This is a genomic window from Pseudomonas sp. XS1P51 (assembly GCF_054897845.1).
Genome location: NZ_CM142707.1, coordinates 548,932 through 571,393, shown reverse-complemented (window position 1 = coordinate 571,393; position 22,462 = coordinate 548,932). Strand labels below are relative to the sequence as shown.

Sequence of the window (22,462 nt, the reverse complement as noted above, 5' to 3'; positions counted from 1 at the left end):
CACTGTTCTTTATCCCTAAAGACCTGTGGGACACCATAAGAGCCCTCGACACTGGAGGGGACCTATCATCGATAGCAGCATTAAGTACCGAATTTTGACGCTAAAAAGTGTGGCTCACCTGCTCCAGACGCATAGGTTCATGACAACTGTCGGTTTAAAAACACAGGATAGTCCCGAAGTGGCTGTCTTACGAAAAACACGCCAAAGACCCAGTCTTGACGAGGGAAGACAAAGACATTAGAACCCGACAAATCAATGCAGCCATGCAGGTGGGTAGGGACGTCATCACCGCCCAGCGCTCATAGTCAATCCAGCTAGCCCAGAGGCCCCTGAACGGTGACAAGTACAGCCCTGACCATTACAATTTGATTATCATCGACCATTCTAGGGCATCGGTAATCCATGGAAAACAAGACTGCACGATTGACGGTGCTCATTGATCCCGTCAAGAAAAAAGCCCTTGAGGAGCTCTGCGCCTCTCAGGACTTGACCCCTTCACAAGTTGTCCGTCAGCTTATTCGAGACTACCTGGAGACACACGGCGTGTCTTACTCGACCAAAAGTAAAATCACGGCCAACAGCAAGTGATTAATTCGCGAACGGGATGGCACGACGGGAGCCAGCCCATCGCACTACTGGTCAGGCGTCAATTCAACTGAAGGCTTGGCGACTTATCGATCTCGACATGGCTGCCCAGTGCACCACTGAAGTCAGCATGATAATGCTCCGAACCCAGTGCCTGGAGTATTCCAGCCTTGTCCAGCTTGCCAAGAACCTTCTCGTTGGCTTCGCACAGTTTCACGACAATGTTGCGCTTACGCAGGTGTTCAATGACTTCGAGTAGCGTTTGTAACCCCGTGATGTCCATAAACGGAACTCGCTTCAGGCGAATAATCAGTATCCCTGGATCCGTGTGCGTCTGAGCCAACACACGCTCGACGGTTTCCGCTGCGCCGAAGAAGAGCGGCCCCTCAATGGTGTAAACCAAAACACCAGGTGGAAGCTGCACATGCCCATTGCAGATGCCAGAGGCGCTCATGAAAATGCTCGCCACTGGTTGTCGGCAAACCGAAAAAGTCTTTCCATTGCCCCACCCAAATGATCACACCGATACCGGCGGTGAATCCGACAATCACAGGATCGGGAATGAACTTGATGAGGGCGCCAAGCTTGGTGACACCGAGCAAGAACAGGATCGCCCCAGCCATCATCGTTGCAATCTGCAAGCCGTCTACGCCGTACTTGGCGGTCACCCCCGCCAGAATGACGATGAACGCCCCTGTCGGCCCCGCGATCTGAAGACGACTCCCGCCAAAGACAGACACCAACAAACCACCCAGTATGACGGTGTAAATCCCCTGCTCGGGCTTGACCCCTGAAGCAATGGCAAAGGCCATGGCCAACGGCAGCGCGACAACTCCCACGATGACCCCAGAGACGATATTTCGAAGCCAGTGCTCGGGCTTTAACAGGCCTGCTTTCCACGCTTCTCGTATCGCAATCATGACTGGCCTCTCTCTGGTGGCATGTGCATACTATTCACACGATATGATAATAGTGAAGTAATTCGATTGCCCTCGGCGCAACACCCGAGCGGGCTGAGAATCCAGTGCTGACAGGCGCCCAATCATGCTCGTGGGCAGAATGAATCCACACTCGGAGATCCGCATGAAACGCGAAGACGTCAAAACCAAACACGGTGAAGGCATGCATTTCGACACGCATGTGATAGCCAACCCGGCCAACACCAGCGAGTGGATCATCCTGTTCAAAAAAGAGGCGGGAAGAAGTTATTTTCTGGTCAACGACAACGAAGAAATCGAGTCATTCGGACGCTTGGATGACCTGATCCATGAGCTTCGGAATCTAGGTATCAAGTCCGCCGAAGTTCACTTCTGAATAATTCTTCTCTTGGAGTTTGAACATGTCAGTAAAAATTGAGCACCGCTCTACCCAAAATGAAGAACTCTGGTCTGTCTATTTTGGCGGCCACAGCGTTGAGTTTCGCAATGAGCGGAGTGCCAGGAACTACGCAGCCACACTCAAAGAAAGAATCGAAGCACCGCATACCTACCCGCAAATACCTCACGCCACCTGCAGCCAGGGCCACTGACTTTTTAATTGACGTTGCCTGCCTGAAGGCTCTCCAGGCCTGTCTATACTCGAACTGGATCAAGCTTAGCTGTCACCAGATAACGAATCGGACGGGCAGCGGCCGAACCTGTTCACCGGCACGCGAAAAGCATTGAGTTCGCCCCCCGGACAGATACTTTTCGTTTATAGCCCGCGTGCCCTTGACAGGCTCTTCAAGGTCGCGAGACGAGGGTATAGATGACTCACATATTGGCCTGTATCGATAGCTCAAATACTTGTCCAGCCGTCTGCGACTACGCCGCGTGGGCCAGTCTCAACTTTGCCCTTCCGTTGACCCTCCTGAACGTTGTAGACCGCCCTCCTTGCGTGGAGATTCTCCCGGGTAGCCTGGGCCATGTGCTGGAAGCCATGACGCTGGACGAACAACGCCATGAGCAAGCACTGAAACAAGGCTATCTGCTGCTTGAAAATGCTCGGGAGCGAGCAATTGCTGATGGCGTGGAAAAACCGGAGCTTCGTCAAAGAAACGGAGAACTGTTGGGTCGATTACTGGAAATGGAAAATGACATGCGTTGGCTGGTGGTGGGGAAACAAAGTTCGCTTCGCCCCCTCATCAACCAACTCGAAAGTATCATCCATGCTCTACACAAGCCGATTCTGCTCACCCCTCCCACCTTCAACACCCCACGAAGCCTGATGCTTGCTTATGACGGGAGTGAGGTCACGCACATGGGCGCGGAGATGGTGGCCGCGAGTACCGTACTCACAAAACTGCCGGTGCATCTCGTGATGGTCGCAGCCAAAACACCGACGAACCTTGGGCGACTCGATGCGGCAAGTGCCATTCTGAAAACAGCCGGGTGTGACGTCCGGACCGCTATCCGCAGCGGTAACGTGGAACTCGCCTTACAGGCTTATCAGGCCGAGCACGATATCGATCTGTTGGTCATGGGCGCTTTTGGTCATTCGCGAGTCCGCCGCTTCTGGCTTGGCAGTACGACCTCAAGAATGATTCGGACGACTACGCGCCCTCTCCTGTTTCTACCGAAAAGCTACCTCAACATGTAACGCCCGATCAGCCATGTCTCTCTGGAGGGACCGACCCGGATCGGCCAGAACGGATTCGGCACCGAAAGGAAACTATCCATGGAGACCGCCCCAATGTCGAATGGCAGTGTCGGATCAGTCCTACCAAATCACAGGCATCTGGGTTCACAGCAAAGATAGGCATCTAATTGCGATGAAGCCTAGAGCCTGCCGAACGGCAGCGACTATACGCCGAGGTCAACGGCACACAAAAATCTGCTCAATTCATGATCAAAACCTTGCAAGCCCTGTATTCCGCAGTACCTGAGTCATTATCCACAGATATACCCACTCCTTTTGTGGATAGTTTTGACGCGTAAACGCACACACCTAAGAAAAGCTGCGACCGTTCGCAACGGCCATTGGCTGAACTATCGGCAAGGTTTCGCCTCGCTCAGAGAGTTTATGTAATCCTAAATACCGCTACAGAGTGCCAAAGATGGCTTCAGCTCCAAATGAAAGCGATTAGGATTCCACCCAGAGCCAGTCGTTTTGTAGGGGTAAAAACGACCAAAAATAAAAAGGGGTCGCGAGATAAAATCTCGCAACCCCTTGAATTATATGGTCGGGACGGAGTGATTCGAACACTCGCCCCCTAGCACCCCATTCTCTTTTTCATACTCCTTGAAAGATCCAAAAGTTTTACTCTGGATTTTCCAAGCGAGTATTTACCTGAGCTCCAGCGATACTCTGCTCTACGAGAGCCCAGGAACGTCCATCAAGAGCCGACGTTTTTGTGGGGGTAAAAGTAGGGAGAACCTATTTTATGGCCAAAATCACCATCAAAGAACTCGAGTCGCTGACCGCCAACGATGCCGGCCGAATCCTCAGGGAGGACGGCAATCTGGTCGGTCGAATCTCAGTGCGAAGGACGGCGTGTCGGTCAGCGTTTTCTATCGTATCGGTGGGGCAATGAGAACAAAGAGTACTCCTGCGGCTCCTGGCCGCGCAAATCGCTGACGAACATCCATCAGAGGTCAAATCAGCAACGTGCCCAAGGTCAAATTTAAATTGGCAGAATGGGTCCGTTTCGATCAGCACCAACACCGGCATACCCATCGAAGTCCCATGGACGGGACCTCCGAATCCTTTCACCACCGCCTCTCCTACGCCCTCCACGAATCGATTGCCCAAATAGTTGACTGCTGCCGATCGATCCATGTTATAAAAATATTACTCAGCCATAGCAAGATAGAAATATACCATTTCTGGATTTTTCAATGACGACCGTGAAGCAGCGCCTGCTCGATAGCCTCGAAGGATCAACCGCCTCCGGGCGCGTTATCGCCAACTACATGCTGGCCAATTTGAACGAGTTGCCCTTCGAGACCGCCGCCAGCATCGCCACCAAGGTCGGTGTCGGTGAAATGTCGGTGGGCCGATTCTGTCGCGCTATCGGCTATACCCATTTCAAAGAACTGAAAGCCGATCTGAAAAGCAATATTGGCGACAGTCCCTGGTTGGTCGGTGATCGGCTGCGGGAGTTCGCGGCACGCGCCCAGTCGGGAAACGACCTGCTTGCCGCCAGCCTGGAGTTTGAAATCAGCACCATGGTGCGCGTTTACGAGATCGCTCAAAGTCCGGAGTTCGAGCGTTTCGTCAAACGTCTGGCAACTCGAGAAAACGTCTACTGTGCGGGATTCCAGACGGAACGAGGGGTCGCGGCGATCCTGGCGCATCAGTTGCAATATCTACGCGACGGCGTGCACCTGGCCGATCTGGCCGCCGGCAATTTCGTCGACGTGCTGCTCACCGATCCCTCCAAAACCATGCTGGTCATTATCGACACTCGCCGCTATTCACGCCAAAGCCAGTTGTTGGCGACCTCGGCGCGGGATCGCGGCATACCGGTGACCATCATCACTGACACCTTTTGCGACTGGGGTCCGTCGGTGGCCAGCGAAGTGTTCGCCGTACCGACCGAACTCAATCATTTTCTGGACTCTCTGGGCCCACTGGTCTCGCTGGTGCAACTGGCGATCAACGGTGTGTTCGCGCAACTGGGCGCCTCCGTCGAGGATCGCTTGAAGCAGATTTTTGCCTGCTACAACAAGTTCACCGGATACGTAGGAACACCGCAGGAAGATTGATAACGAGTTCAAACAACCAACGCATTAACGATGGAGAGCGCACATCATGAATGTAATCAAGGGCAAGTTTTACGGACCGCTGTTCGCTCTCAGTTTCATCTGCGCAGGGGGACTGCTCTCAAATGCAGCTCTGGCGGACACCGAAGCCACCTTTGTGTTGCCGTCATCGCAAGCGGGGGCGACTTCTCTGGACCCGATCCGCAGCTCGTTGGTGACGCTGGTTGACGGCCTGATCTACGACCGTCTGGTGGACCAGGACGCGAATCAGAAATTTCATCCCCACTTGGCCACAAGCTGGGAAACCACGGCAGATGGCATGAGCTGGACCTTCCACCTGCGCGAGGGCGTCACCTTCCATGACGGCGAGCCCTTCAACGCTCAGACCATCGCGTGGTGGATCCCGAAATTTGCCGGGACCGAAAACGCCTTTCTGGTCAGCGCCATCGACAAAGTCGAGGTCGTCGATGATCACACCGTCCATTTCGTCATGAAGCACCCCGACACCAACCTCCTCTACAACCTGTCGAGCGGGTTCATGGGTGTTCCAAGTCCCAAGGCCTATGACGCGGAGGGCACGGACTATGGCGTGAAAGTCGCCGTGGGCACGGGTCCGTACAAGCTTGAAAGTATTGCTATCGGCTCCGAGGCCGTGCTGGTTCGTAACCCCGGTTACACGTGGGGCGGCCCGCTCTCCGCGAACAAAGGGCCGGCAAAGATAGACAAGCTGACCTTGCGTGAGATTGCCGATTCTTCGACCTCCTTCCTCGAATTCAAGACCGGCGGGGTCGATCTGGTCATCGATGTACCGAGTGACATCCTGGCGCAATACAAGACGCTGAATAACGCGACCATCAAAAGCCAGTCCGGCTTCGGCATTTACTACATGCCGATCAACACCACCGTCGAACCCTTTACCGATCTCAAGGTGCGCAAGGCCACGGCTCTGGCCATCAACCAGCAGGAGATTGTCGATAGCCTGTTCGGTGGCAAGGGACGTGCTGCGCACAACTTTCTGATTGCTTCACTGCCGGAATCAAAGGTCGATCCCAAGCTCGACATTTCCTATGACCCCGCACAAGCCAAGACCCTGCTCGAAGAGGCGGGCTGGAAGATGGGATCTGACGGCATCCGCGTAAAAAATGGCAAGCCATTGAGCGTAACCCTGGTGACGCAAAGCGACACCGAGTTCAAACGCCTGACAGAAGTCATCCAGGCACAGCTGAAAGCCGTGGGCATCAACGCAAAAATTTCAGTGTTCGACTCCAGTTCAATTCGCGCCGAATACAAGAAAGGCACGCAGCAACTGGCCGTGCGCAGCTACGGCTGGAACAACGCCGACATCCTCGATTGGTTCTTCAGTGCCGAACGCCTTGGCTACCCCAACGTCTCGATGTGGAAAGACGCCAAAGCCGAGGAGTTGCGGACCAAGGCGCTGACCGGTTCGAAGACCCAAGAGGAGCGGGCCGCCAATTTCCTCGCGTATCACGAATATGTGCTCAGCCAATACCCCTTCGCGCCGATCTACGAGCCGGAACAGAGCATGGTCTTCGACAAGGAACGTCTGGTGTTGCCGGGGAAAATCGATGGGCCGCAATTTACCGCCCAGAGCGTGCTTGATATCGCCATCAAGGAATAAGGATCAGACCATGACGACCCAGAGACGACTGACATGATGAATTACTTCATTCGGAGGCTGCTGGCGATGATTCCGGTGTTCTTCGTTGTCTCTGGCGTGGTCTTTCTGATCGTCCACATGGTGCCCGGAGACCCGGTCGACAACATGATGAGCGTGGGCGCCTCGGTCAATCAGCGTGCGGAAATCGTCGCTCGTTATGGTCTGGACCGCAGCCTGATCGAGCAGTACTTCACGTGGCTGAACAATATTGTGCACGGCGACCTGGGCACGGCCATTGTCATGCGCCGCCCGGTGGCCGATCTCATCATGAGCAATCTCGGCCATAGCCTGGCCCTCGGTGGCTGGGCATTGATGTTCTCGGCAGTCGCCGGCCTGCTGGCCGGAACGATTGCCGCCTCTTTTCAGGATCGCTGGATCGATCACGGCTTGATGGGCGTGTCGCTGCTCGGCTCGACGGTCCCCACCTTCTGGCTTGGCCTGTTGATGATCATGTTGTTTGCCGTCGAACTCGGTTGGGTGCCGGTGTCCGGCGCACGTAGCTGGACCTCGTTGATCCTGCCCGTCATTACCGTTGGATTGGGCGGCATGGCGCTGGTGGCCAGGGTGACCCGCATCTCCATGATTGAAATTGCCCGCGAGGATTTCGTGATGCTGCTGCATGCCAAGGGGCTGTCGCGCTGGACGATTCAGCTACGCCACATCCTGCGTCACGCCCTCATTCCTGTGGTAACGATTCTGAGCTTGCGTATCGGCCTGATCGTCGGCGGCTCGGTGACGGTGGAATATGTATTTGCCCGGCCGGGGTTGGGTTCGCTGCTGATCCGCGCCTTGGCGCAGCGTGACTATCCGCTGATACAGGGCTGCCTGCTGTTCCTGGCCATCGCCGTCATGCTCGGCACGTTGCTGGGTGATCTGCTACAAGCCGCGATGGACCCGCGCCAACGCGAGGACTCCGCACAATGACCGCCCTTGCCTCCACTGTCCGCAGGAACATCACTGTGCTGATGCCGACACTCAGTTCAGCAGTCTCCGGCGTCGCGCTGCTGATCCTGATCCTCATTGCCTGCACCGCCCCCTGGCTGGCGCCCTACCCTTATGACTTGCAAAACCTTTCCATCGCCGCCCAGGCACCGTCTGCCGCACATTGGTTCGGCACCGACGAATTCGGCCGGGACGTGCTTTCGCGGGTCATTTTCGGTGCCCGGACCTCGCTCAGCGTTTCACTGGTCGCCATTAGTCTTTCAGTCACCGTCGGCATTCTGATCGGCGCCATTTGCGGCTATGTCGGCGGACGCCTGGATCGGATCGTGATGTCGATCGTCGATCTGACCTGGAGCTTCCCGGAAATTGTCCTGGCGCTGTTGATCGTGGCCATCATCGGCCCCGGCTCGTCCAGTACGGTCCTGGCAATCAGCATCGCCTACCTGGCGCAATTCACGCGTCTGACCCGCACCCAGATCAAAAGCCTGAAACGCCAGACATTCGTGGAGGCAAGCCTGAGTCTGGGCGCGGGACCCACTCATATCATCATGCGGCGACTGCTGCCGAACGTGGTGGCTCCGGTGATTGTCGTTGCCATGCTGTCGACCGGCAACGCGATCCTGCTTGAGGCGACGCTTGGCTTTTTTGGCATGGGCGTACAACCGCCGGTTCCCAGCTGGGGCGCCATGATGAGCACCGGCTCCGCACAATTGTTCAGCGCGCCCTGGGTCATTTTGTTGCCCGGTGCACTTATCGCCCTCTCCGTGATTTTCATCAATCTTTTTGGAGAGGGTGTGCTGCATGCCTTGGATATCAAGGCACAAGCGAGGAGTCATTGAGCCCATGCTATTGACCATTGAAAATCTGAAGATCGGTTTCGGGCCGTACGAGCCGTTGTCCGGGGTCGATCTGGACCTCGATAAAGGTGAAATCCTCGGGCTCGTCGGTGAATCCGGCTCGGGCAAGTCCATGACAGCGATGAGCATCATGGGACTGCTGCCACTGATGGGTGGACGGGTCAAGTCCGGCAGTATCCGCTTCGACGGCATCGAACTGACGACGCTGGACGAACCTGGCTATCGCGCGTTACGCGGCGGGCGGATCGCGCTCATCACGCAAAACCCCATGACGTCCCTCGACCCGGTGGTTCGCGTCGGCAGGCAAATCGACCAGGTGTCGCAACTGCATTTGCACCTCGATCGTCACGCTGCAAAAGCTCGCTCGGTCGAACTGATGGAGCGCATGCGCATTCCCAATCCGGCGCTCGCCTACGACCTGTTTCCACACCAACTGTCTGGCGGAATGCGCCAGCGAATCGTGATCGCCATGGCTCTGGCCGGCGATCCTGATCTGCTGATTGCCGATGAACCGACCACTGCGCTGGATGTGACCGTCCAGGCCCAGATCATTCAGCTTCTGGTCCAGCTCGTGCGCGAACGCGGCCTTGGCCTGGTGTTGATCACCCATGATATGGGCGTCGTGGCCCAAACCTGCGACCGCGTCGCCGTCATGTACTGCGGGCAAGTGATCGAATACGGCTCGGTGGCGACCATTTTCGACAACCCGCGACACCCTTACACCAGCGCATTGATTGGCTGTATCCCGCGACCGGGCATGCCCCCTGGAAGTCTGGCGGGAATTCCCGGGATGGTGCCATCGGCCGGTAACATGCCTGAGGGCTGCCGTTTCAACCCGCGCTGCAACAGGGTGATGGATATCTGCCGCCAGTCGATGCCCCTGCCGATGAGTGAGGCCGGACGCGCCGTCTCTTGCTTCCTGCACAGCGCAGGACAATTGCCATGAAACCGATCCTGTCAGTACGCGGCGTCGGACGAACCTTCACCAGCGGCGGTGGTTTTCTTAAAGCGCGACGCCACTTTCGCGCCGTCAGTGATGTCTCTTTCGACGTGCAACGTGGGGAAGTGCTGGGCGTTGTCGGCGAGTCGGGCTGTGGAAAATCGACCCTGGCCCGTCTCATCATGCGGCTTTTGACGCCCACCTCCGGCGAAGTGTTGTTTGATGGTACCGATATCGCCAGCCTCTCGGTACGGGCCTTGCGGCCCCTTCGCCGACACTTTCAGATGGTGTTTCAGGATCCCTACTCCTCAATCGATCCGCGACAGAAGGTGCGCGATACGCTGCTTGAACCCTTTCAGGTACAGGGCATCCCCCTGACATCGGCACAAGCCAGCGCCAAGGTCGATGCGCTGTTGACTATGGTCGCGCTGCCGCTTCACCTGGCTGACAGCTATCAACATCAAATGTCCGGTGGACAGAAACAGCGGGTAGGCATCGCCCGGGCACTGGCGCTGGATCCATCGCTGATCGTGCTCGACGAATCGACGGCCTCCCTCGACGTGTCGATCCAGGCGCAAGTCATTGGCCTGCTGCAGGACTTGCGGGATCGGCTCGACCTCACCTACGTCTTCATCTCCCATGATCTGGCGCTGGTGCAGTACTTCTGCGATCGCACCTTGGTGATGTACCTCGGTCGAGTGGTTGAAGTCCTCCCCCGCGGCGCCACGCCGATCCACCCCTACACCAAGGCACTGATGGCCAGCGTTCTGGTGCCCGATCCGCACCAGCGACACGAGATTGTGCGGATCACCGGCGAAATCCCGAGTGGCTACGATGAGCCGCTCGGTTGTGCCTTTGCCGGGCGCTGCCCACAAGTACAACCGCGTTGCCGTGAAAGCCTGCCCATCCTTCGCCCCCAGACCGGCCAACATGCCGTGGCGTGCCACGTTCATGAGTCGAAGGTCCTTGCCCCGGAGTTCTAAATGTCATTCAAAGTTCTCACCGCCGAATTCATGCACGAATCCAACACCTTCAGCACCCACAAGACCGGTCTGCCCGAGTTCCGGCGCGAGACCCTGATGCTGGGCGAAGAAGCCGTGAAGAAACGTGGCAAATCCAATACCGGTCTGGCGGGTGCACTGAGTTGCGCGGCCGAATTTGATTGGGAGATGCACCATGTCGTCAGCGCCTGGAGCGAGCCTGCGGGACCGGTAACGGTCGAGGCCTTCGAATACCTGGTCGGCTTGATTGTCGAGGCAGCCAAGGCGCAAACCTTCGACGGTATTCTGCTGTGCCTGCATGGCGCCATGGTTGCCGAGCACAGCGACGATGGCGACGGAGAGATTCTGGCGCGCTTGCGCGCGGTCGTCGGTCCCGATCTGCCTATTGCCCTGACCATGGACCTGCACGCCAATGTGTCCGAGCGCATGTGCGAGCTGGCGCAGATTCTGGTTTCCTATAAGACTTACCCGCACATTGACCTCAAAGAGACGGCCTGCCACGCCGGCAACCTGCTACAGCGCACCATGAAAGGTGAAATCCAGCCGCGCACCTTGCGCATTCACCTGCCCATGCTCGAGGAAGCTAACGGTGGGCGTACCGATGTCGGACCGATGATCGAGCGCATCGCCAAGGCTCGAGCCTGGGAAGCCGAACAGCCGGGGGCGTTCGCGGTCAGCATCAATGGCGCCTTTCCAGAAGCCGATATCGCCGAAGTCGGGCCTACCGTGCTGGTCACCTATGAAGGCGATGCCCGCCTGCATCGTGCCTTTGCCCAAAGCCTGGCAGATGACATCTGGAACCGCCGCGGCGAAGTGATCAACACCTACCATACCGTGGACAGTGTCGCGCAAATGGCCCGTACTTACCCCCGTCAAAACGGCCCGCTGATCATCGCTGACTATGCCGACAACCCTGGCGCCGGGTCTTATGGCGATGCCACTGAGCTGTTACGTGCCCTGCTGGCTGCCGGCGTCGAGGATGCCTGCTTCGGCCCGATGGTCGACCCAGAGATCGCCGCACTTCTGTGCGAACAAGGTGTCGATGCCACGGTGACGGTAGCCATCGGCGGCAAGAGCGATCCGCGCTTCGGCGGCGAACCGCTGACCGTGACCGGACGCATCCTTCGGGTCAGCAATGGTGACTTCATCGGCGATGGTCCGATGATTGGTGGCTTGGAACAGAGCTTCGGCCCGAGCGCTGTGTTGCTGGTCGATGACATCGAAATCCTGGTGACCAGCACTGCCTTGCAAATGCTCGATCTCCAGCAATTTCGTGCCTTCGGCATCGACCCGGCAAAAAAACGTGTGGTGGCGCTGAAGTCGATGCAGCATTTCCGAGCGGCATTTGAACCGATTGCCAGCAGCGTCGTGGTCTGCGACAGCGGTGCACTCTGCACACTGGATTATGGACGTCTGCCCTTCAGCAAAATACCGCGCCCGATATACCCCCTGGACCGCGAAATGACCCGCGTCACACCACCGCGCTCCGGAGTTTAATATGTCTCAGATTTTTGACGTCGCCGTCATCGGTGGCGGCATTGCCGGTGCCTCTTTCGCCTATAGAGTGGCGGGACAACGCTCACTGATCCTACTCGAACGGGAAAACCAGGTTGGCTATCACTCCACGGGCCGCTCGGCTGCGGAGTTTTCCAGTCAGTTCCAAAGCCCATGGGTCAGTACCCTTGCCGAAAACTCCTATAACTTTCTGATCAATCCACCTGCCGGGTTCACTGACATCGATCTGCTGATTCCGCGTGGCAGCCTGGTCATTGCGCCGCGCGAGCGGGCACATCTGGTCGCTCCTGCCTTCAGCCATATTCTGTCCACATCACCCGAGTCGCGCATGCTGCACCCAGACGACGCCTTGGCGATGGTGCCGTTCCTAAAGGCTGACTATGTCGACGCCGCCTTCTACGACCCGATGAATTGGGACATGGAGGTCGACAGCCTGCTGCAAGGTTACCTTCGGTTGGCTCGCCGAGCAGGAGCGCAAGTACAGCTCGCAAGCCCGGTCACCTCGATTCATCGTGAAAGCGGTGTCTATCACCTGCGAACCCCGGCGGGCGAAGTACTTTGCCGAAAAATCGTCAATGCCGCGGGCGCCTGGGCAGATGATTTCGCCGCGATGGCTGGTCTCGACCGGTTGCGCATCGTGCCCTACCGTCGCACGGCGATCACCGTCGACGGCCCTAAAGGCATGGACCTTTCCACCCTGCCCGCCGTCAACGAAGTCGGCGAGGCGTTTTACTTCAAACCCGAATCCGGACGGATCATGGTCTCACCTGCCGACGCGACCCCGAGCGCGGCTTGCGACGCACAGCCCGAGGAACTGGACATCGCCTATGCGGCACATTTTCTCTCGGAATCGACGACGCTGCCCATCAACCAAATCACCCACAAATGGGCAGGACTGCGCAGCTTCGCTCCAGACAAACGGCAGGTCGTAGGTTTCAGTCCGCAGGACGAAAACTTCTTCTGGCTCGCCGGGCAAGGCGGCAGCGGCATCCTGACCTCCCCTGCGCTCTCTGCATGGGCAGCCGGTTTGTTTTTGGAAGGTGTCCCACCGGACGAACTGTGCAAAGCAGGACTCCAGCCGGACGTCTTTTCACCTGCTCGGTTGTCGGGGGTTCGGCCGTAAGGGCGGGCCTGGTGCACGGTGCTGGTGGTCCTGTGTGTTCGGGCGGGCGACAGTGGCGCATTAATTTTGTAAACCCCGTGGGATTTTTTCATCTTTTCTGTGGGCCTTAGCTGTTCGTTAGCTGTTCGCGTCCTTGCGAAAGACAGTCCATAAAGTGGTTATGTCTGGGTTCCTTGCCCACGATTGCCACCGGATTCTCCACCAGGGACCGTGCTGGACCCACCGAAATAACGCGCTACGACCGATTACTTAACGTCAACGTTGAGATCGAGTTGAACGGTCGCCCTCTTGGCGAGGTGGAACGCGCCGTGCTTGCGCTGCCCAGCGTGAAAACGCTGCCGTCCGGCATCACGCAAACGGCGAAGGGGGATGCTGAAGAAATGGGCGACCTGGCCACTGGCTTCGCTGTCGCCCTGCTGACTGGCATCCTGTGCATTTACATGGTTTTGGTCATGCTGCTCAAGAATTTCGTGCAACCCATGACCATTCTGGCTGCGCTCGTATTGGCAATACCCGGCGCGGTTCTCGCGCTCTACCTCACAGGTTCTGCATTGTCGATGCCTTCGATGATCGGGCTAATCATGCTGATGGGCATTGCGACGAAAAACTCCATTCTGCTAGTCGACTACATCATCGCCCGACATGAGGACGGCCTGGAGCGCGGTGATGCGATCCTCGACGCCTGCCACAAGCGGGCTCGCCCCATTGTGATGACAACAATCGCCATGGGGGCAGGCATGCTGCCGATCGCGCTCGGTTGGGGCGGCGACCCGAGTTTCCGTGCGCCAATGGCGATCGTTGTGATCGGCGGTTTGATCTCTTCGACCTTTCTGAGCCTGCTGGTGATTCCAGTGATTTACAGCTTTGTCGATGATGCAGCGCAGGGGATAAGGCGCCGTCTTTTGGCGCTTCCACGTACAAGCGAAATCAATTAGCTCGCAAAACTGTCGCGGCCAAGTTGATGGCATCGGGAAGATCAAGCTCATGACGGACAATCAAGCAAGGGAAACCAGAGAGGCGTTGATCGCCATTTTGACTACGACAGCCTATTTAGAAGCATTAACCAATGTCTGGACTTCGCACCGCGCTTACATCAGCAGTACGACTCTGCCTGGCGGGCACTGACCGAGCTCGGCGTTTTTTATCACGGCCAGTGCATCGGCGAATGGAGCTTCCAGGCCAATGGAGGAACGGAGTTTTCCTTCGGTCACTGCCTTGGCTATGTCGGTCAAGTTCTTGTAACCCATCGTTGAAAACACCAGCTTATAGCGCCCTGAGATGAAGCCACGCAGCATCCGACCTGCGCTGGGATTGATGTCGAGAAAGAGTCCCTTCGGTTTCAACAGCGCCAGTCCGTCGGAGACGGATAGCGTCCCGAGGGTGTCGAAGACCGCGTCGTATCGCCCATTCAGCATGAACAAAGCGTTGTCCGCATAACCGAGTACAGGGTCGACACCAGCGGCCCTGACACTGCCAGTCGAGGCTGCGCCGCAGGAACCGGAGACGCTTGCACCCTGCGCCAGCGCCAGTTGCACCGCGAAGCGGCCCACGGCGCCACTGCAACCATTGATAAAGACACGAGAGCCTGGCCGGGCTCGGGCGACGTTGACGATGGCTGCCCAAGCGGTCGCTGCCGGAATGGGGAGGCAGGCGGCCTCACTGAACGAAAGCATCGCGGGCTTGTGGACCACCAAGTGAGCCTCGGTGTCGACGACCTCGGCAAAGGCTCCCTGCCGTTTCATAGAGACGGTACCAAAGACCTCGTCCCCCACGTGGACGCTGGTGACGTCACTTCCGACCGCTTCCACCACGCCAGCGAAATCGGACCCCATGGCCCGCGCAAACCTGCTTGCAGTGACGAACTTCAGCATGCCCCTGCGCAGCTTCCAGTCGAGTGGATTAATCGCGGCGGCTTTCACACGAACCCGAACCAGGCCCGGAGCAAGATCGGGCAGCGGGTGGTCAACGAAAGACATCTCCTCAGGGCCGCCATAGCGGTCATACTGCACTCTCTTCATCGGTTCGTCCCTTCACGTCTACGGGTGTCCTGTGACGCAGGACTCGCAGTGAATTCAGAAACCGATCCAGCCGCTCTTCGCACAAACGCAACTCACGAATTCGTCGGGCTCATGTGCCTGTTCGACTGGACCGTGGGCAGCTCCGCCAACAGGTTGGTCTGGTCGGCAATGCTCCTTGAGGATCAGAACGTAGCCGGTGTGTTGACCATCGGGGCGCTGTCGCGGCTGCACAAGTCCCTGCATTGACGCGCGCTGATTATTCTCAATGTTGTTCGGAAAATGCAGATCCTGGCTCCCCCCCGCCAACTACTACGACCTACGGCATTCTCGATTTCAAGGTGATCACCTCACCGTCAACCACGAATCGGCCATAGCCGTGATGGTGAATGGTTTTCGGGGCTTTCTGTGCCGGGTCAATCCAGGCTGTCACGACCTCGAGTACAAACAGGTTAAATTTGCTCACGAGCCGCGTATCCACCACCTTACATTCCAGGTTGGCATAGCACTCTGCAACCAGCGGTGCCGCCACTTCACGGGCGGGTACCGGTGTGAGTCCGAACCTCTCGAACTTGTCGACATCACGCCCGGAGCAGTTGCCGATCTCAACCACCCGGGACGCCAACTCCAGCGTGGGGATGGCGATAACGCACTCCTTGCTCGCATATAACGCCTTGAAACTATGATCAGCATTACTCACGATGCAAGCCACCAGTGGCGGTGTGAACTCGACCATCATGTGCCAGGACATCGTCATGACGTTGCTGTGCCCTCCCATCGCGGTCGTCAGCAGGACGACGGGGCCAGGCTCGAGTAACTGATAGACCTTGCTTAAAGCCAGACCTTTCATTGCCATTATGGCTCCCGCCAAGAGTCCTCCGTCATGGAGCGACCAGTGCAGAGTATTGAAGACACCCCTAATCGCAATGGGCCTTGACCTGGGTCAACAGACGCATCAACAGCTCGGTTTGGAACTTGGCATGACCGGATCATGTGGGAAGTAGAGCTTGACCAAGCTCTTCGATATGGCTTTGTTCCAGGTGCCTGCCGCAGGGCTCGCGCTGTTGGCCCCGCAACTGACTTGAGTCGAGCAAGCAGACCTGATCCGGGTTTAATTGCCCGATGCATGTGCGGCCATTCAGAAGCGCCTCGTACTGATCAACTCATCGAGTACCCGAGTGGGAACACGAAACGGCACCGACATGTGATCCTCCCCCGGTTCGACCTGGAAGTCGCTACGCAGCCCATACTGCGACAAATCCTGCAGCCGCAATTGCAAGGCACGGGCATCCTGGATTTCCTGGACCATATCGCGCTCGCCCATCAATAGCGTCAGGCTGCTGTGGGTCAGATCCACCTGCCCGGCATGTGCACGTTTGCTGAAAGCACGCTCGGGCTCCAACAGGTAGCGATCACGCCACCACAGGCTCGGGCTCACCGCCACCACATGCTGGAACAGCGTCGGCCGGGTGAACAGCGTATAGACACCGAACATGCCGCCAAAGGAATGCCCCACCAGACTGCGCTGATCCTGATCGACCTTGAAACGCTCGGCCACCCTCGGCATCAGGCGCTTTTCGATGAAGTCGAGGAACAGGTCCTGCCCGCCTTGTGGCGGATCGTTGCGCTCCTGCGGCACAGGCGGTGACAAGTCGAACGCTCGACGCACGAAGTCCAGCGGCGTATCACTCGGGTAGCCGATAGCCACCAGAATCGAACCATGCAGCCGATCCTGCGCCCGCTTGGCTGCATGGAAGGCCGGGAAATAGGCGTTGCCGTCAAGCAGATAGATCACAGGATATCCGCCGGTGTAAGGCACATCACCCTCAGGCAGGCTGATCATGATGCGGTACTCACGGCCCTCCGCGCTTTTCATCGTCCACTGCTCGGTACCCTCCAGGGTCACCGGTTCTGCGTGGGCGGCCGAGAAGCCAACCAGCAGCATGGCGCCCAACAACATGAAGAAAGTGCGAATCATCGTCTCTCTCCTCACCAGCGATAGCTCAGACTGGTGACGACACTGCGCGCCTCACCCCGGTAGCAATAGCCTTCCTGGCAATTGATGTAGCGCTTGTCGGACAGGTTGCGGGCATTCAGGGCCAGACGCACACCATCCAGGCCGCCACCGAAGTCGTAATGCACACCGGCATCGACCAGGGTGTAATCCTCGTTCTTCACCGTGTTTGCGGCGTCACCGTAGTTACTGCCGGTGTAGCGCGCACCGCCGGACAACCCCAGACCCATGGGCAGGCGGTAATCCAGCCAGAGCGAAGCCAGATGACGCGGCACATTCATCGGCGCCTTGCCTTCATTGCCGTCATTGCTGCGGGTGACTTCAGGATCATTGAAGCTGTAGCTCGCCGTCATCCGCAGGCGTTCACTCAGGTCGGAAACAGCCTCCAGCTCCAGGCCACGGGATACCTGCTCGCCGGTCTGTATGCTGTTGAGGGGATTGGACAGATCACGGGTCCGCACGTTGGTTTGCGTCAGATGGTAGAGCGAGGCCGTCAGCATGGTGCTGGTGCCCGGCGGCTGGTACTTGAGGCCCACTTCGTACTGCTCGCCCTTGGTCGGTTTGTAGGGGTCTCCGCTGGCGTTGGTACCACTCTCGGGCAGGAACGACGTCGCGTAACTGGCGTAAGGCGCCAGGCCATTGTCGAACAGGTAGAGCACGCCGACCTGGCCGGTGGTTGCCGAATCACTCGTCTTGCTGTTGTTGCCGCTCAGGTTGTCGGATCGACGGACCTTGACCCAGTCACGGCGTAGCCCGGCCGACAGTCGCCATTGGTCGAGTTCGATTTGATCCTGCAAGTACAGGCCGCTGCGATGCTCCAGCCCATCCTCGTCCGCCAGAGGGGTTGTGGGACGATCAACCGGCTGGTGATAATTCGGCGCGTAGCGATCGATCGACGGTGCGTCGCCCATGGCATACAACAGTGACGTGTCGATCCACGCATAGTCCATTCCGGTGACCAGGGTGTGTTGCAGGTCCCCGGTGGCGAATCGGCTCACGAGGCGCGTATCGGTCGACAGCGATGACATGTCTTCGTAGACACCTATCGCCGAGCGGTTGAGGGTATGACCATCGCCGGCGTCGCTGGGCTGGAGGTACTGGTTGGTGGTGTCCACCTGACCGTAACGCAGGTTCTGCTGCACGCTGAAGGTATCGTTGAACGCGTGTTCGAACTCATAACCAAGCGTCCACTGGCGTTGCTCGAGCTTGTCAAAGTACTCGTCACCCTGCCAGAAGTTGGTGAGGTGGTCGCCCTCCTGATACAGCATCGGCGAAGCGCCTGTCTCACGCTCCTGATACTGCGCCAGCACTGTCAGGCGGGTGTCGGGGTCGATCTGCCAGCTCAGCGAAGGCGCCAACAGGCGGGTATCGTTGTTCAGCTGTTCGATATAATTCTCTGCATCGCGGTATACGCCAACCGTACGAAACAGCACATCCCCCGCCTCATCCAGGCGCCCACCCACATCGAACTGCGCCTGTTGGTGGTTGTAGTTGCCGGACTGCACCTGCACTTCGTTTTTCGCCAGCAGGCTCGGACGCTTGCTCACCCGATTGACCATACCGCCTGGGCTGATCTGCCCGTAGAGAACCGATGCCGGCCCCTTGAGCACTTCAATGCGCTCCAGGTTGTAGGCCTCGGTGGAGTACAAGGACAGCCAGCCACTGCCCGGCTGGCGCAGGCCATCGAGAAAGTCGGCACCGATGGTGGTCTCGAAACCACGGACACTGATCATGTCGAAGCGCGGGTCCAACCCCGAACTGCCGACCCGTACACCCGCGCTGTAAGCGACGGCATCTTCGACCCTGTCGACCTTGCGGTCAGCGATCTGCTCGGCCGTTACCACACTGATGCTCTGAGCGGTTTCCAGGATCGGCTTGTCCGTCTTGGTGGCGCTGCTGGCATTGCTGGCGAAATAGCCCTCCACTGGCGCGAACGCACTCTGAACCGCGGTGGCATTGATGTTGGTGGGTTCGAGTTGATAGCTGGCGTCGGTCTTGCCGGGCAGCACCACATAGCCGGACGAGGTCTTTTGCGCGACCAGGCCGCTACCGGCAAGCAGCTTCGCCAGGCCTTCTTCCAGCGAGCCACCGCCCGCCAGACCTGGGCTGCTCATGCCGCGCACCGCCTCCGGGGAATACGACAGGGTGATATCGGCCCGCTCGGCGAAGGTACTGAGCGCCTGCTGCAGCGGCCCGGCGGGAATGCTCGGGGCCGTTTGCCCGGTGGCCGGTGATGCCGCCTGAACCGGCAGGCTCGCCGCTCCCCCAAGCAAGGCCAACGCCAGGCATACAGCCTTTGGCAGAGTACGGGATGGGAACGGCGCGATGGCACGCAGAGGCAGTCTGGCAAGGAACATGACGGTATCCATTCAGGAAGTGATCATCCCTAACCGGACGAACCGCAAAAGTCCGACAACTTAATTTACGCCAGCGGCATGATGCGTACCCACCAGCGGGTGCGCTCGACGATGTTTACCGGCAGCAGATGAGTGATGTTGCGCAGCATGACCGCCGGTTCATCCAGGTGGAAAACCCCGGACAGGCGCAAATCGGCCACCGTGCTATCGCAGCCCAACCAGCCCTGACGATAACGTCCAGCCTCAGCCAGGAAGTCGACCAGCCGGATATCGTTGACCACCAACAGACCGCGAGTCCAGGCGAAGGGATCGAGCGGCCCCTTGCCCAACACCGTCATCTGCGTTGGGTGAATGCCCAGCCCATTACCCGCTTGCAGACGGCGCTGCCCGAACGCAGTGGAAATCAACACCTCACCGCGCTCGACGTGGATTTCGCTGTAGCCATCACGTTCACGCAGCACCGCCCTCGCCTGCCTGCCCTCACACTCACCAAAACGGCAGCGCACACGCCAGTCGGCGCCATCCACCAGCACCTCGCCAGTACGCAGCACCCACTCGCGCCCCAGTACGTCCACGGCACTGCCTGTATTCAGCATCAGCTCGGCGCCAGCGCCCACATCGACCCGACGACGCTCGCCGGTGGTCGTGGCAAAGTCGCTACGCCAGGCGGGCGGCGCTGTCGTGACCAGCAACGTTGCGCTGCCTGCCGCCAGGCCAAGGCCGAGTAACTTCATCATGCGTCGCCGGCTTAGATCAGCCTCGGCACGTCGCAACAGGGGGATGGTTCGTGCGGCATCGGGCAACTGACTGGCCTGGAACAACCCGCCCATTTGCTGCAAGCGTTGCCAGGCCAGCTCATGACGGACGTCGTGGCACCGCCAGTCGTGCAACTGCCTATGCAACTCGGCACTGCTGGCATTGGCCCGCAAGCGCATCTGCCACTCGATGGCCGTGCGTATGATCTCCTCCGGCAGACGCTCGGCAGTCGCACTCACTGTGGCCCCTCGAAACACACTCGATAGCAATGCAACAGGGCGCTCGCCACATGCCGCTCCACGGTACGGCTGGAAACGCCCAGCGCCTGAGCCACCTGTGCATGGCTCATGTCACCGAGCTGATACAGCAAAAAGGCTTCGCGCACTGCCGGCTTGAGACCGTCAAGCAACTGCGCGATGCGCTCCAGGCATTGCAGCGCCTCATGACGAACCTCAGGTGATGGATGGCTAGCCTCGGGCAACTGCGCCAGTGCCTCAAGATAGGCTCGCTCCAACGCATCGCGACGCCAGTGGTCGATCACCAGGCCACGGGCGATACGCACCAGCAGCGCACGCGGAGCACGAGCGCTGATTGGCTGGCCGCGCACCAACAAACGCAGAAAGGTGTCCTGGACTAGATCCGCCGCTTGCTGCGAACACCCCAACGAGCGCCACAACCAGCCCTGCAGCCAGCCACGGTGGGTGCCATACAAAATATCGAGAGAAACGATCGAATCCGTTTCATGGAGCGACATGGAACGCCTCAGGCAGACAAACACGGAAAACGCCATGAATGGACATGACGGACGCGCGCACCATAAACGCGAATCGTTCCCATTACAACCTTTTCGAATGCACCCCCCGACCGCTCATCCAGGATTTGTGCTATAGGGCACCGACAGAACCACGCGTTGCCCCCTCGCCTTGACCGCCACCGGGGTCGTTGAAAACGACACAACGAAGTGCTTCTGCGTCATGCATCTTCCTCAAGGGAGTGAAAGCTGTTGACTCGACTGTCTGCCAATTTGAACACCACGCGCTGGGGGTGATTGACCGAAACCAGATACTCCATCGGCTGCCCTTGGGTGTCGAATATCACACCCCGATAAACCAGTGCGGCCGTCCCGGGCTCGACTTCCAGCAGGCGCGCCTCCTGGTCATTCATCGTGGCAATGCTTAACGTCCCCTCGTCGCTTTCTATTTCGATCTGATACCGCGCTAACAACAACGCATACAACGAGGCCCCCTCAATCAGATCCCCCGCCACCAGCTCCGGCACACGGGCGGCAGGAATGTAGCTGGTCTCGATGCAGAACGGCTTTTGGTCCACGGTGCGCAGACGCCGGATGGTCAGCAACGCATCTCCTTCCTGAATCTTCAGCTGTTTGGCGACGCGAGCGCTGGCCTGGGTTTGTTCGAAGTAGAGCAATTTGCTGCCGGGCCTGGCCCCGGCCTGTTCAACCACTTCGGCGATACCTTTACGCGCCACTGTATTGAGTGGCCGCTCGACGCCGGGAGCGGTGACGAAGGTTCCGCGATTGCCTCGGCGCTCGAGAACCCCACGATCGATCAGTGTTTGCAGCGCCTTTCGCAAGGTCATCCGGCTGATCCCCAGGTGTTCGGCCAGGTCCCTTTCCGCCGGGATACGCTCAGTCGGTCCGAACTCCGGGCGTTCCAGCATTTCAAGCAAGGCCTGGACGGCCTGCCAGGCAACCTGCTTGCGTTGGGGCGCGGGAAACGCCACGTCAGAGGGTTTTGCGCTGGTAACTTTCATGGTCTACATCCTGGATTATTTTTCTGGCGATCCATTGCGACTGTAAAAAACAAAAACTGACGCAAACCCGCCTACTTAACAATGACAAAGATAACCCGGCCAGGAAAAACCCTGAAAACCACTTATTCGGCCCATTAGACCACGGGGAAAAAGCCTTGTAATGGTATTTTTCATGGTATAGCTTTTGGTCTAAATGGTGGTCATGAACAGCAGCATGCGCCCCC

20 protein-coding genes and 2 pseudogenes are annotated in these 22,462 nt (G+C 58.2%); 14 read left to right on the top strand and 8 right to left on the bottom strand.

The window, feature by feature from the left end; translation table 11 throughout:
• Window positions 1-402: 402 nt before the first annotated feature.
• Window positions 403-588 (top strand): ribbon-helix-helix protein, CopG family, encoded by a 186-nt coding sequence (locus ACYZUD_RS02745; protein WP_462022487.1) that lies wholly within the window; start codon window positions 403-405, stop codon window positions 586-588.
• 58 nt (window positions 589-646) lie between these two features.
• On the opposite strand, the pseudogene ACYZUD_RS02740 reads toward ACYZUD_RS02745, so the two are convergent.
• Window positions 647-1,505 (bottom strand): annotated as a pseudogene (locus ACYZUD_RS02740) (SulP family inorganic anion transporter).
• Window positions 1,506-1,668: 163 nt separating this feature from the next.
• Here ACYZUD_RS02740 and ACYZUD_RS02735 point away from each other — a divergent pair.
• From ACYZUD_RS02735 to ACYZUD_RS02680, 12 genes and pseudogenes are all read left to right on the top strand, one after another.
• Complete coding sequence (locus ACYZUD_RS02735; protein WP_462022486.1) at window positions 1,669-1,899, top strand: hypothetical protein; 231 nt, start codon at window positions 1,669-1,671, stop codon at window positions 1,897-1,899.
• Between the two features lie 432 nt (window positions 1,900-2,331).
• Window positions 2,332-3,162, top strand: a complete 831-nt coding sequence (locus tag ACYZUD_RS02730; RefSeq protein WP_462022485.1) for a universal stress protein — start codon at window positions 2,332-2,334, stop codon at window positions 3,160-3,162.
• Between the two features lie 784 nt (window positions 3,163-3,946).
• Window positions 3,947-4,175 (top strand): annotated as a pseudogene (locus ACYZUD_RS02725) (site-specific integrase); the annotation flags it as partial.
• Window positions 4,176-4,400: 225 nt separating this feature from the next.
• On the top strand, window positions 4,401-5,270 hold the full coding sequence (locus ACYZUD_RS02720) for a MurR/RpiR family transcriptional regulator (RefSeq protein WP_462022484.1): 870 nt from the start codon (window positions 4,401-4,403) through the stop codon (window positions 5,268-5,270).
• Window positions 5,271-5,316: 46 nt separating this feature from the next.
• Window positions 5,317-6,906 (top strand): ABC transporter substrate-binding protein, encoded by a 1,590-nt coding sequence (locus ACYZUD_RS02715; RefSeq protein ID WP_462022483.1) that lies wholly within the window; start codon window positions 5,317-5,319, stop codon window positions 6,904-6,906.
• A gap of 33 nt (window positions 6,907-6,939) precedes the next feature.
• Complete coding sequence (locus tag ACYZUD_RS02710) at window positions 6,940-7,869, top strand: ABC transporter permease (protein ID WP_462022482.1); 930 nt, start codon at window positions 6,940-6,942, stop codon at window positions 7,867-7,869.
• The gene (locus ACYZUD_RS02705; RefSeq protein ID WP_462022481.1) at window positions 7,866-8,726 is read left to right on the top strand and encodes an ABC transporter permease; all 861 of its coding nucleotides are present in this window, start codon (window positions 7,866-7,868) and stop codon (window positions 8,724-8,726) included. Before ACYZUD_RS02710 ends, ACYZUD_RS02705 begins: the two co-directional genes overlap by 4 nt.
• Before the next feature lie 4 nt (window positions 8,727-8,730).
• Window positions 8,731-9,690 carry an ABC transporter ATP-binding protein gene (locus ACYZUD_RS02700; protein ID WP_462022480.1) on the top strand — a complete coding sequence of 320 codons (960 nt, stop codon included), beginning with the start codon at window positions 8,731-8,733 and terminating at the stop codon, window positions 9,688-9,690.
• On the top strand, window positions 9,687-10,667 hold the full coding sequence (locus tag ACYZUD_RS02695; protein ID WP_462022479.1) for an ABC transporter ATP-binding protein: 981 nt from the start codon (window positions 9,687-9,689) through the stop codon (window positions 10,665-10,667). The genes ACYZUD_RS02700 and ACYZUD_RS02695 overlap by 4 nt, the downstream gene beginning before the upstream one ends.
• Window positions 10,668-12,182 carry a M81 family metallopeptidase gene (locus ACYZUD_RS02690; protein WP_462022478.1) on the top strand — a complete coding sequence of 505 codons (1,515 nt, stop codon included), beginning with the start codon at window positions 10,668-10,670 and terminating at the stop codon, window positions 12,180-12,182.
• Window position 12,183: 1 nt separating this feature from the next.
• Entirely contained in the window at window positions 12,184-13,323 is a 1,140-nt protein-coding gene (locus tag ACYZUD_RS02685) for an NAD(P)/FAD-dependent oxidoreductase (protein ID WP_462022477.1), read from the top strand.
• Window positions 13,324-13,496: 173 nt separating this feature from the next.
• Window positions 13,497-14,258 (top strand): efflux RND transporter permease subunit, encoded by a 762-nt coding sequence (locus ACYZUD_RS02680; RefSeq protein WP_462022476.1) that lies wholly within the window; start codon window positions 13,497-13,499, stop codon window positions 14,256-14,258.
• A gap of 153 nt (window positions 14,259-14,411) precedes the next feature.
• Here the strand turns inward: ACYZUD_RS02680 and ACYZUD_RS02675 are convergent, their stop codons facing one another.
• On the bottom strand, window positions 14,412-15,341 hold the full coding sequence (locus ACYZUD_RS02675) for an NAD(P)-dependent alcohol dehydrogenase (protein ID WP_462022475.1): 930 nt from the start codon (window positions 15,339-15,341) through the stop codon (window positions 14,412-14,414).
• Between the two features lie 48 nt (window positions 15,342-15,389).
• Between ACYZUD_RS02675 and ACYZUD_RS02670 the strand changes: the two genes are divergently transcribed.
• Window positions 15,390-15,587, top strand: coding sequence for a hypothetical protein (locus ACYZUD_RS02670; protein ID WP_462022474.1), 198 nt, complete (start codon window positions 15,390-15,392; stop codon window positions 15,585-15,587).
• Window positions 15,588-15,657: 70 nt separating this feature from the next.
• On the opposite strand, the gene ACYZUD_RS02665 is transcribed toward ACYZUD_RS02670, so the two are convergent.
• The 6 genes from ACYZUD_RS02665 to ACYZUD_RS02640 all read right to left on the bottom strand — a co-directional run bounded on the left by ACYZUD_RS02665 (window position 15,658) and on the right by ACYZUD_RS02640 (window position 22,238).
• On the bottom strand, window positions 15,658-16,194 hold the full coding sequence (locus ACYZUD_RS02665; protein WP_462022473.1) for a flavin reductase family protein: 537 nt from the start codon (window positions 16,192-16,194) through the stop codon (window positions 15,658-15,660).
• Window positions 16,195-16,476: 282 nt separating this feature from the next.
• Window positions 16,477-17,316, bottom strand: a complete 840-nt coding sequence (locus ACYZUD_RS02660) for an alpha/beta hydrolase (protein WP_462022472.1) — start codon at window positions 17,314-17,316, stop codon at window positions 16,477-16,479.
• Window positions 17,317-17,327: 11 nt separating this feature from the next.
• Window positions 17,328-19,709 (bottom strand): TonB-dependent siderophore receptor, encoded by a 2,382-nt coding sequence (locus ACYZUD_RS02655; RefSeq protein ID WP_462022471.1) that lies wholly within the window; start codon window positions 19,707-19,709, stop codon window positions 17,328-17,330.
• A gap of 65 nt (window positions 19,710-19,774) precedes the next feature.
• The gene (locus ACYZUD_RS02650) at window positions 19,775-20,704 is read right to left on the bottom strand and encodes a DUF4880 domain-containing protein (RefSeq protein ID WP_462022470.1); all 930 of its coding nucleotides are present in this window, start codon (window positions 20,702-20,704) and stop codon (window positions 19,775-19,777) included.
• Entirely contained in the window at window positions 20,701-21,219 is a 519-nt protein-coding gene (locus ACYZUD_RS02645) for a sigma-70 family RNA polymerase sigma factor (protein ID WP_462022469.1), read from the bottom strand. Before ACYZUD_RS02645 ends, ACYZUD_RS02650 begins: the two co-directional genes overlap by 4 nt.
• A 218-nt stretch (window positions 21,220-21,437) precedes the next feature.
• Window positions 21,438-22,238: a GntR family transcriptional regulator gene (locus ACYZUD_RS02640; protein ID WP_462022468.1), complete on the bottom strand. Its 801-nt coding sequence runs from the start codon at window positions 22,236-22,238 to the stop codon at window positions 21,438-21,440.
• Window positions 22,239-22,462: the final 224 nt, after the last annotated feature.

Coding starts and splice junctions, on each gene's coding strand:
- ACYZUD_RS02655 (WP_462022471.1), bottom strand. CDS start 19,709: ATGTTCCTTGCCAGACTGCCTCTGCGTGCCATCGCGCCGTTCCCATCC.
- ACYZUD_RS02705 (WP_462022481.1), top strand. CDS start 7,866: ATGACCGCCCTTGCCTCCACTGTCCGCAGGAACATCACTGTGCTGATG.
- ACYZUD_RS02660 (WP_462022472.1), bottom strand. CDS start 17,316: ATGATTCGCACTTTCTTCATGTTGTTGGGCGCCATGCTGCTGGTTGGC.
- ACYZUD_RS02675 (WP_462022475.1), bottom strand. CDS start 15,341: ATGAAGAGAGTGCAGTATGACCGCTATGGCGGCCCTGAGGAGATGTCT.
- ACYZUD_RS02720 (WP_462022484.1), top strand. CDS start 4,401: ATGACGACCGTGAAGCAGCGCCTGCTCGATAGCCTCGAAGGATCAACC.
- ACYZUD_RS02690 (WP_462022478.1), top strand. CDS start 10,668: ATGTCATTCAAAGTTCTCACCGCCGAATTCATGCACGAATCCAACACC.
- ACYZUD_RS02745 (WP_462022487.1), top strand. CDS start 403: ATGGAAAACAAGACTGCACGATTGACGGTGCTCATTGATCCCGTCAAG.
- ACYZUD_RS02685 (WP_462022477.1), top strand. CDS start 12,184: ATGTCTCAGATTTTTGACGTCGCCGTCATCGGTGGCGGCATTGCCGGT.
- ACYZUD_RS02695 (WP_462022479.1), top strand. CDS start 9,687: ATGAAACCGATCCTGTCAGTACGCGGCGTCGGACGAACCTTCACCAGC.
- ACYZUD_RS02640 (WP_462022468.1), bottom strand. CDS start 22,238: ATGAAAGTTACCAGCGCAAAACCCTCTGACGTGGCGTTTCCCGCGCCC.
- ACYZUD_RS02715 (WP_462022483.1), top strand. CDS start 5,317: ATGAATGTAATCAAGGGCAAGTTTTACGGACCGCTGTTCGCTCTCAGT.
- ACYZUD_RS02735 (WP_462022486.1), top strand. CDS start 1,669: ATGAAACGCGAAGACGTCAAAACCAAACACGGTGAAGGCATGCATTTC.
- ACYZUD_RS02700 (WP_462022480.1), top strand. CDS start 8,731: ATGCTATTGACCATTGAAAATCTGAAGATCGGTTTCGGGCCGTACGAG.
- ACYZUD_RS02645 (WP_462022469.1), bottom strand. CDS start 21,219: ATGTCGCTCCATGAAACGGATTCGATCGTTTCTCTCGATATTTTGTAT.
- ACYZUD_RS02665 (WP_462022473.1), bottom strand. CDS start 16,194: ATGGCAATGAAAGGTCTGGCTTTAAGCAAGGTCTATCAGTTACTCGAG.
- ACYZUD_RS02710 (WP_462022482.1), top strand. CDS start 6,940: ATGATGAATTACTTCATTCGGAGGCTGCTGGCGATGATTCCGGTGTTC.
- ACYZUD_RS02730 (WP_462022485.1), top strand. CDS start 2,332: ATGACTCACATATTGGCCTGTATCGATAGCTCAAATACTTGTCCAGCC.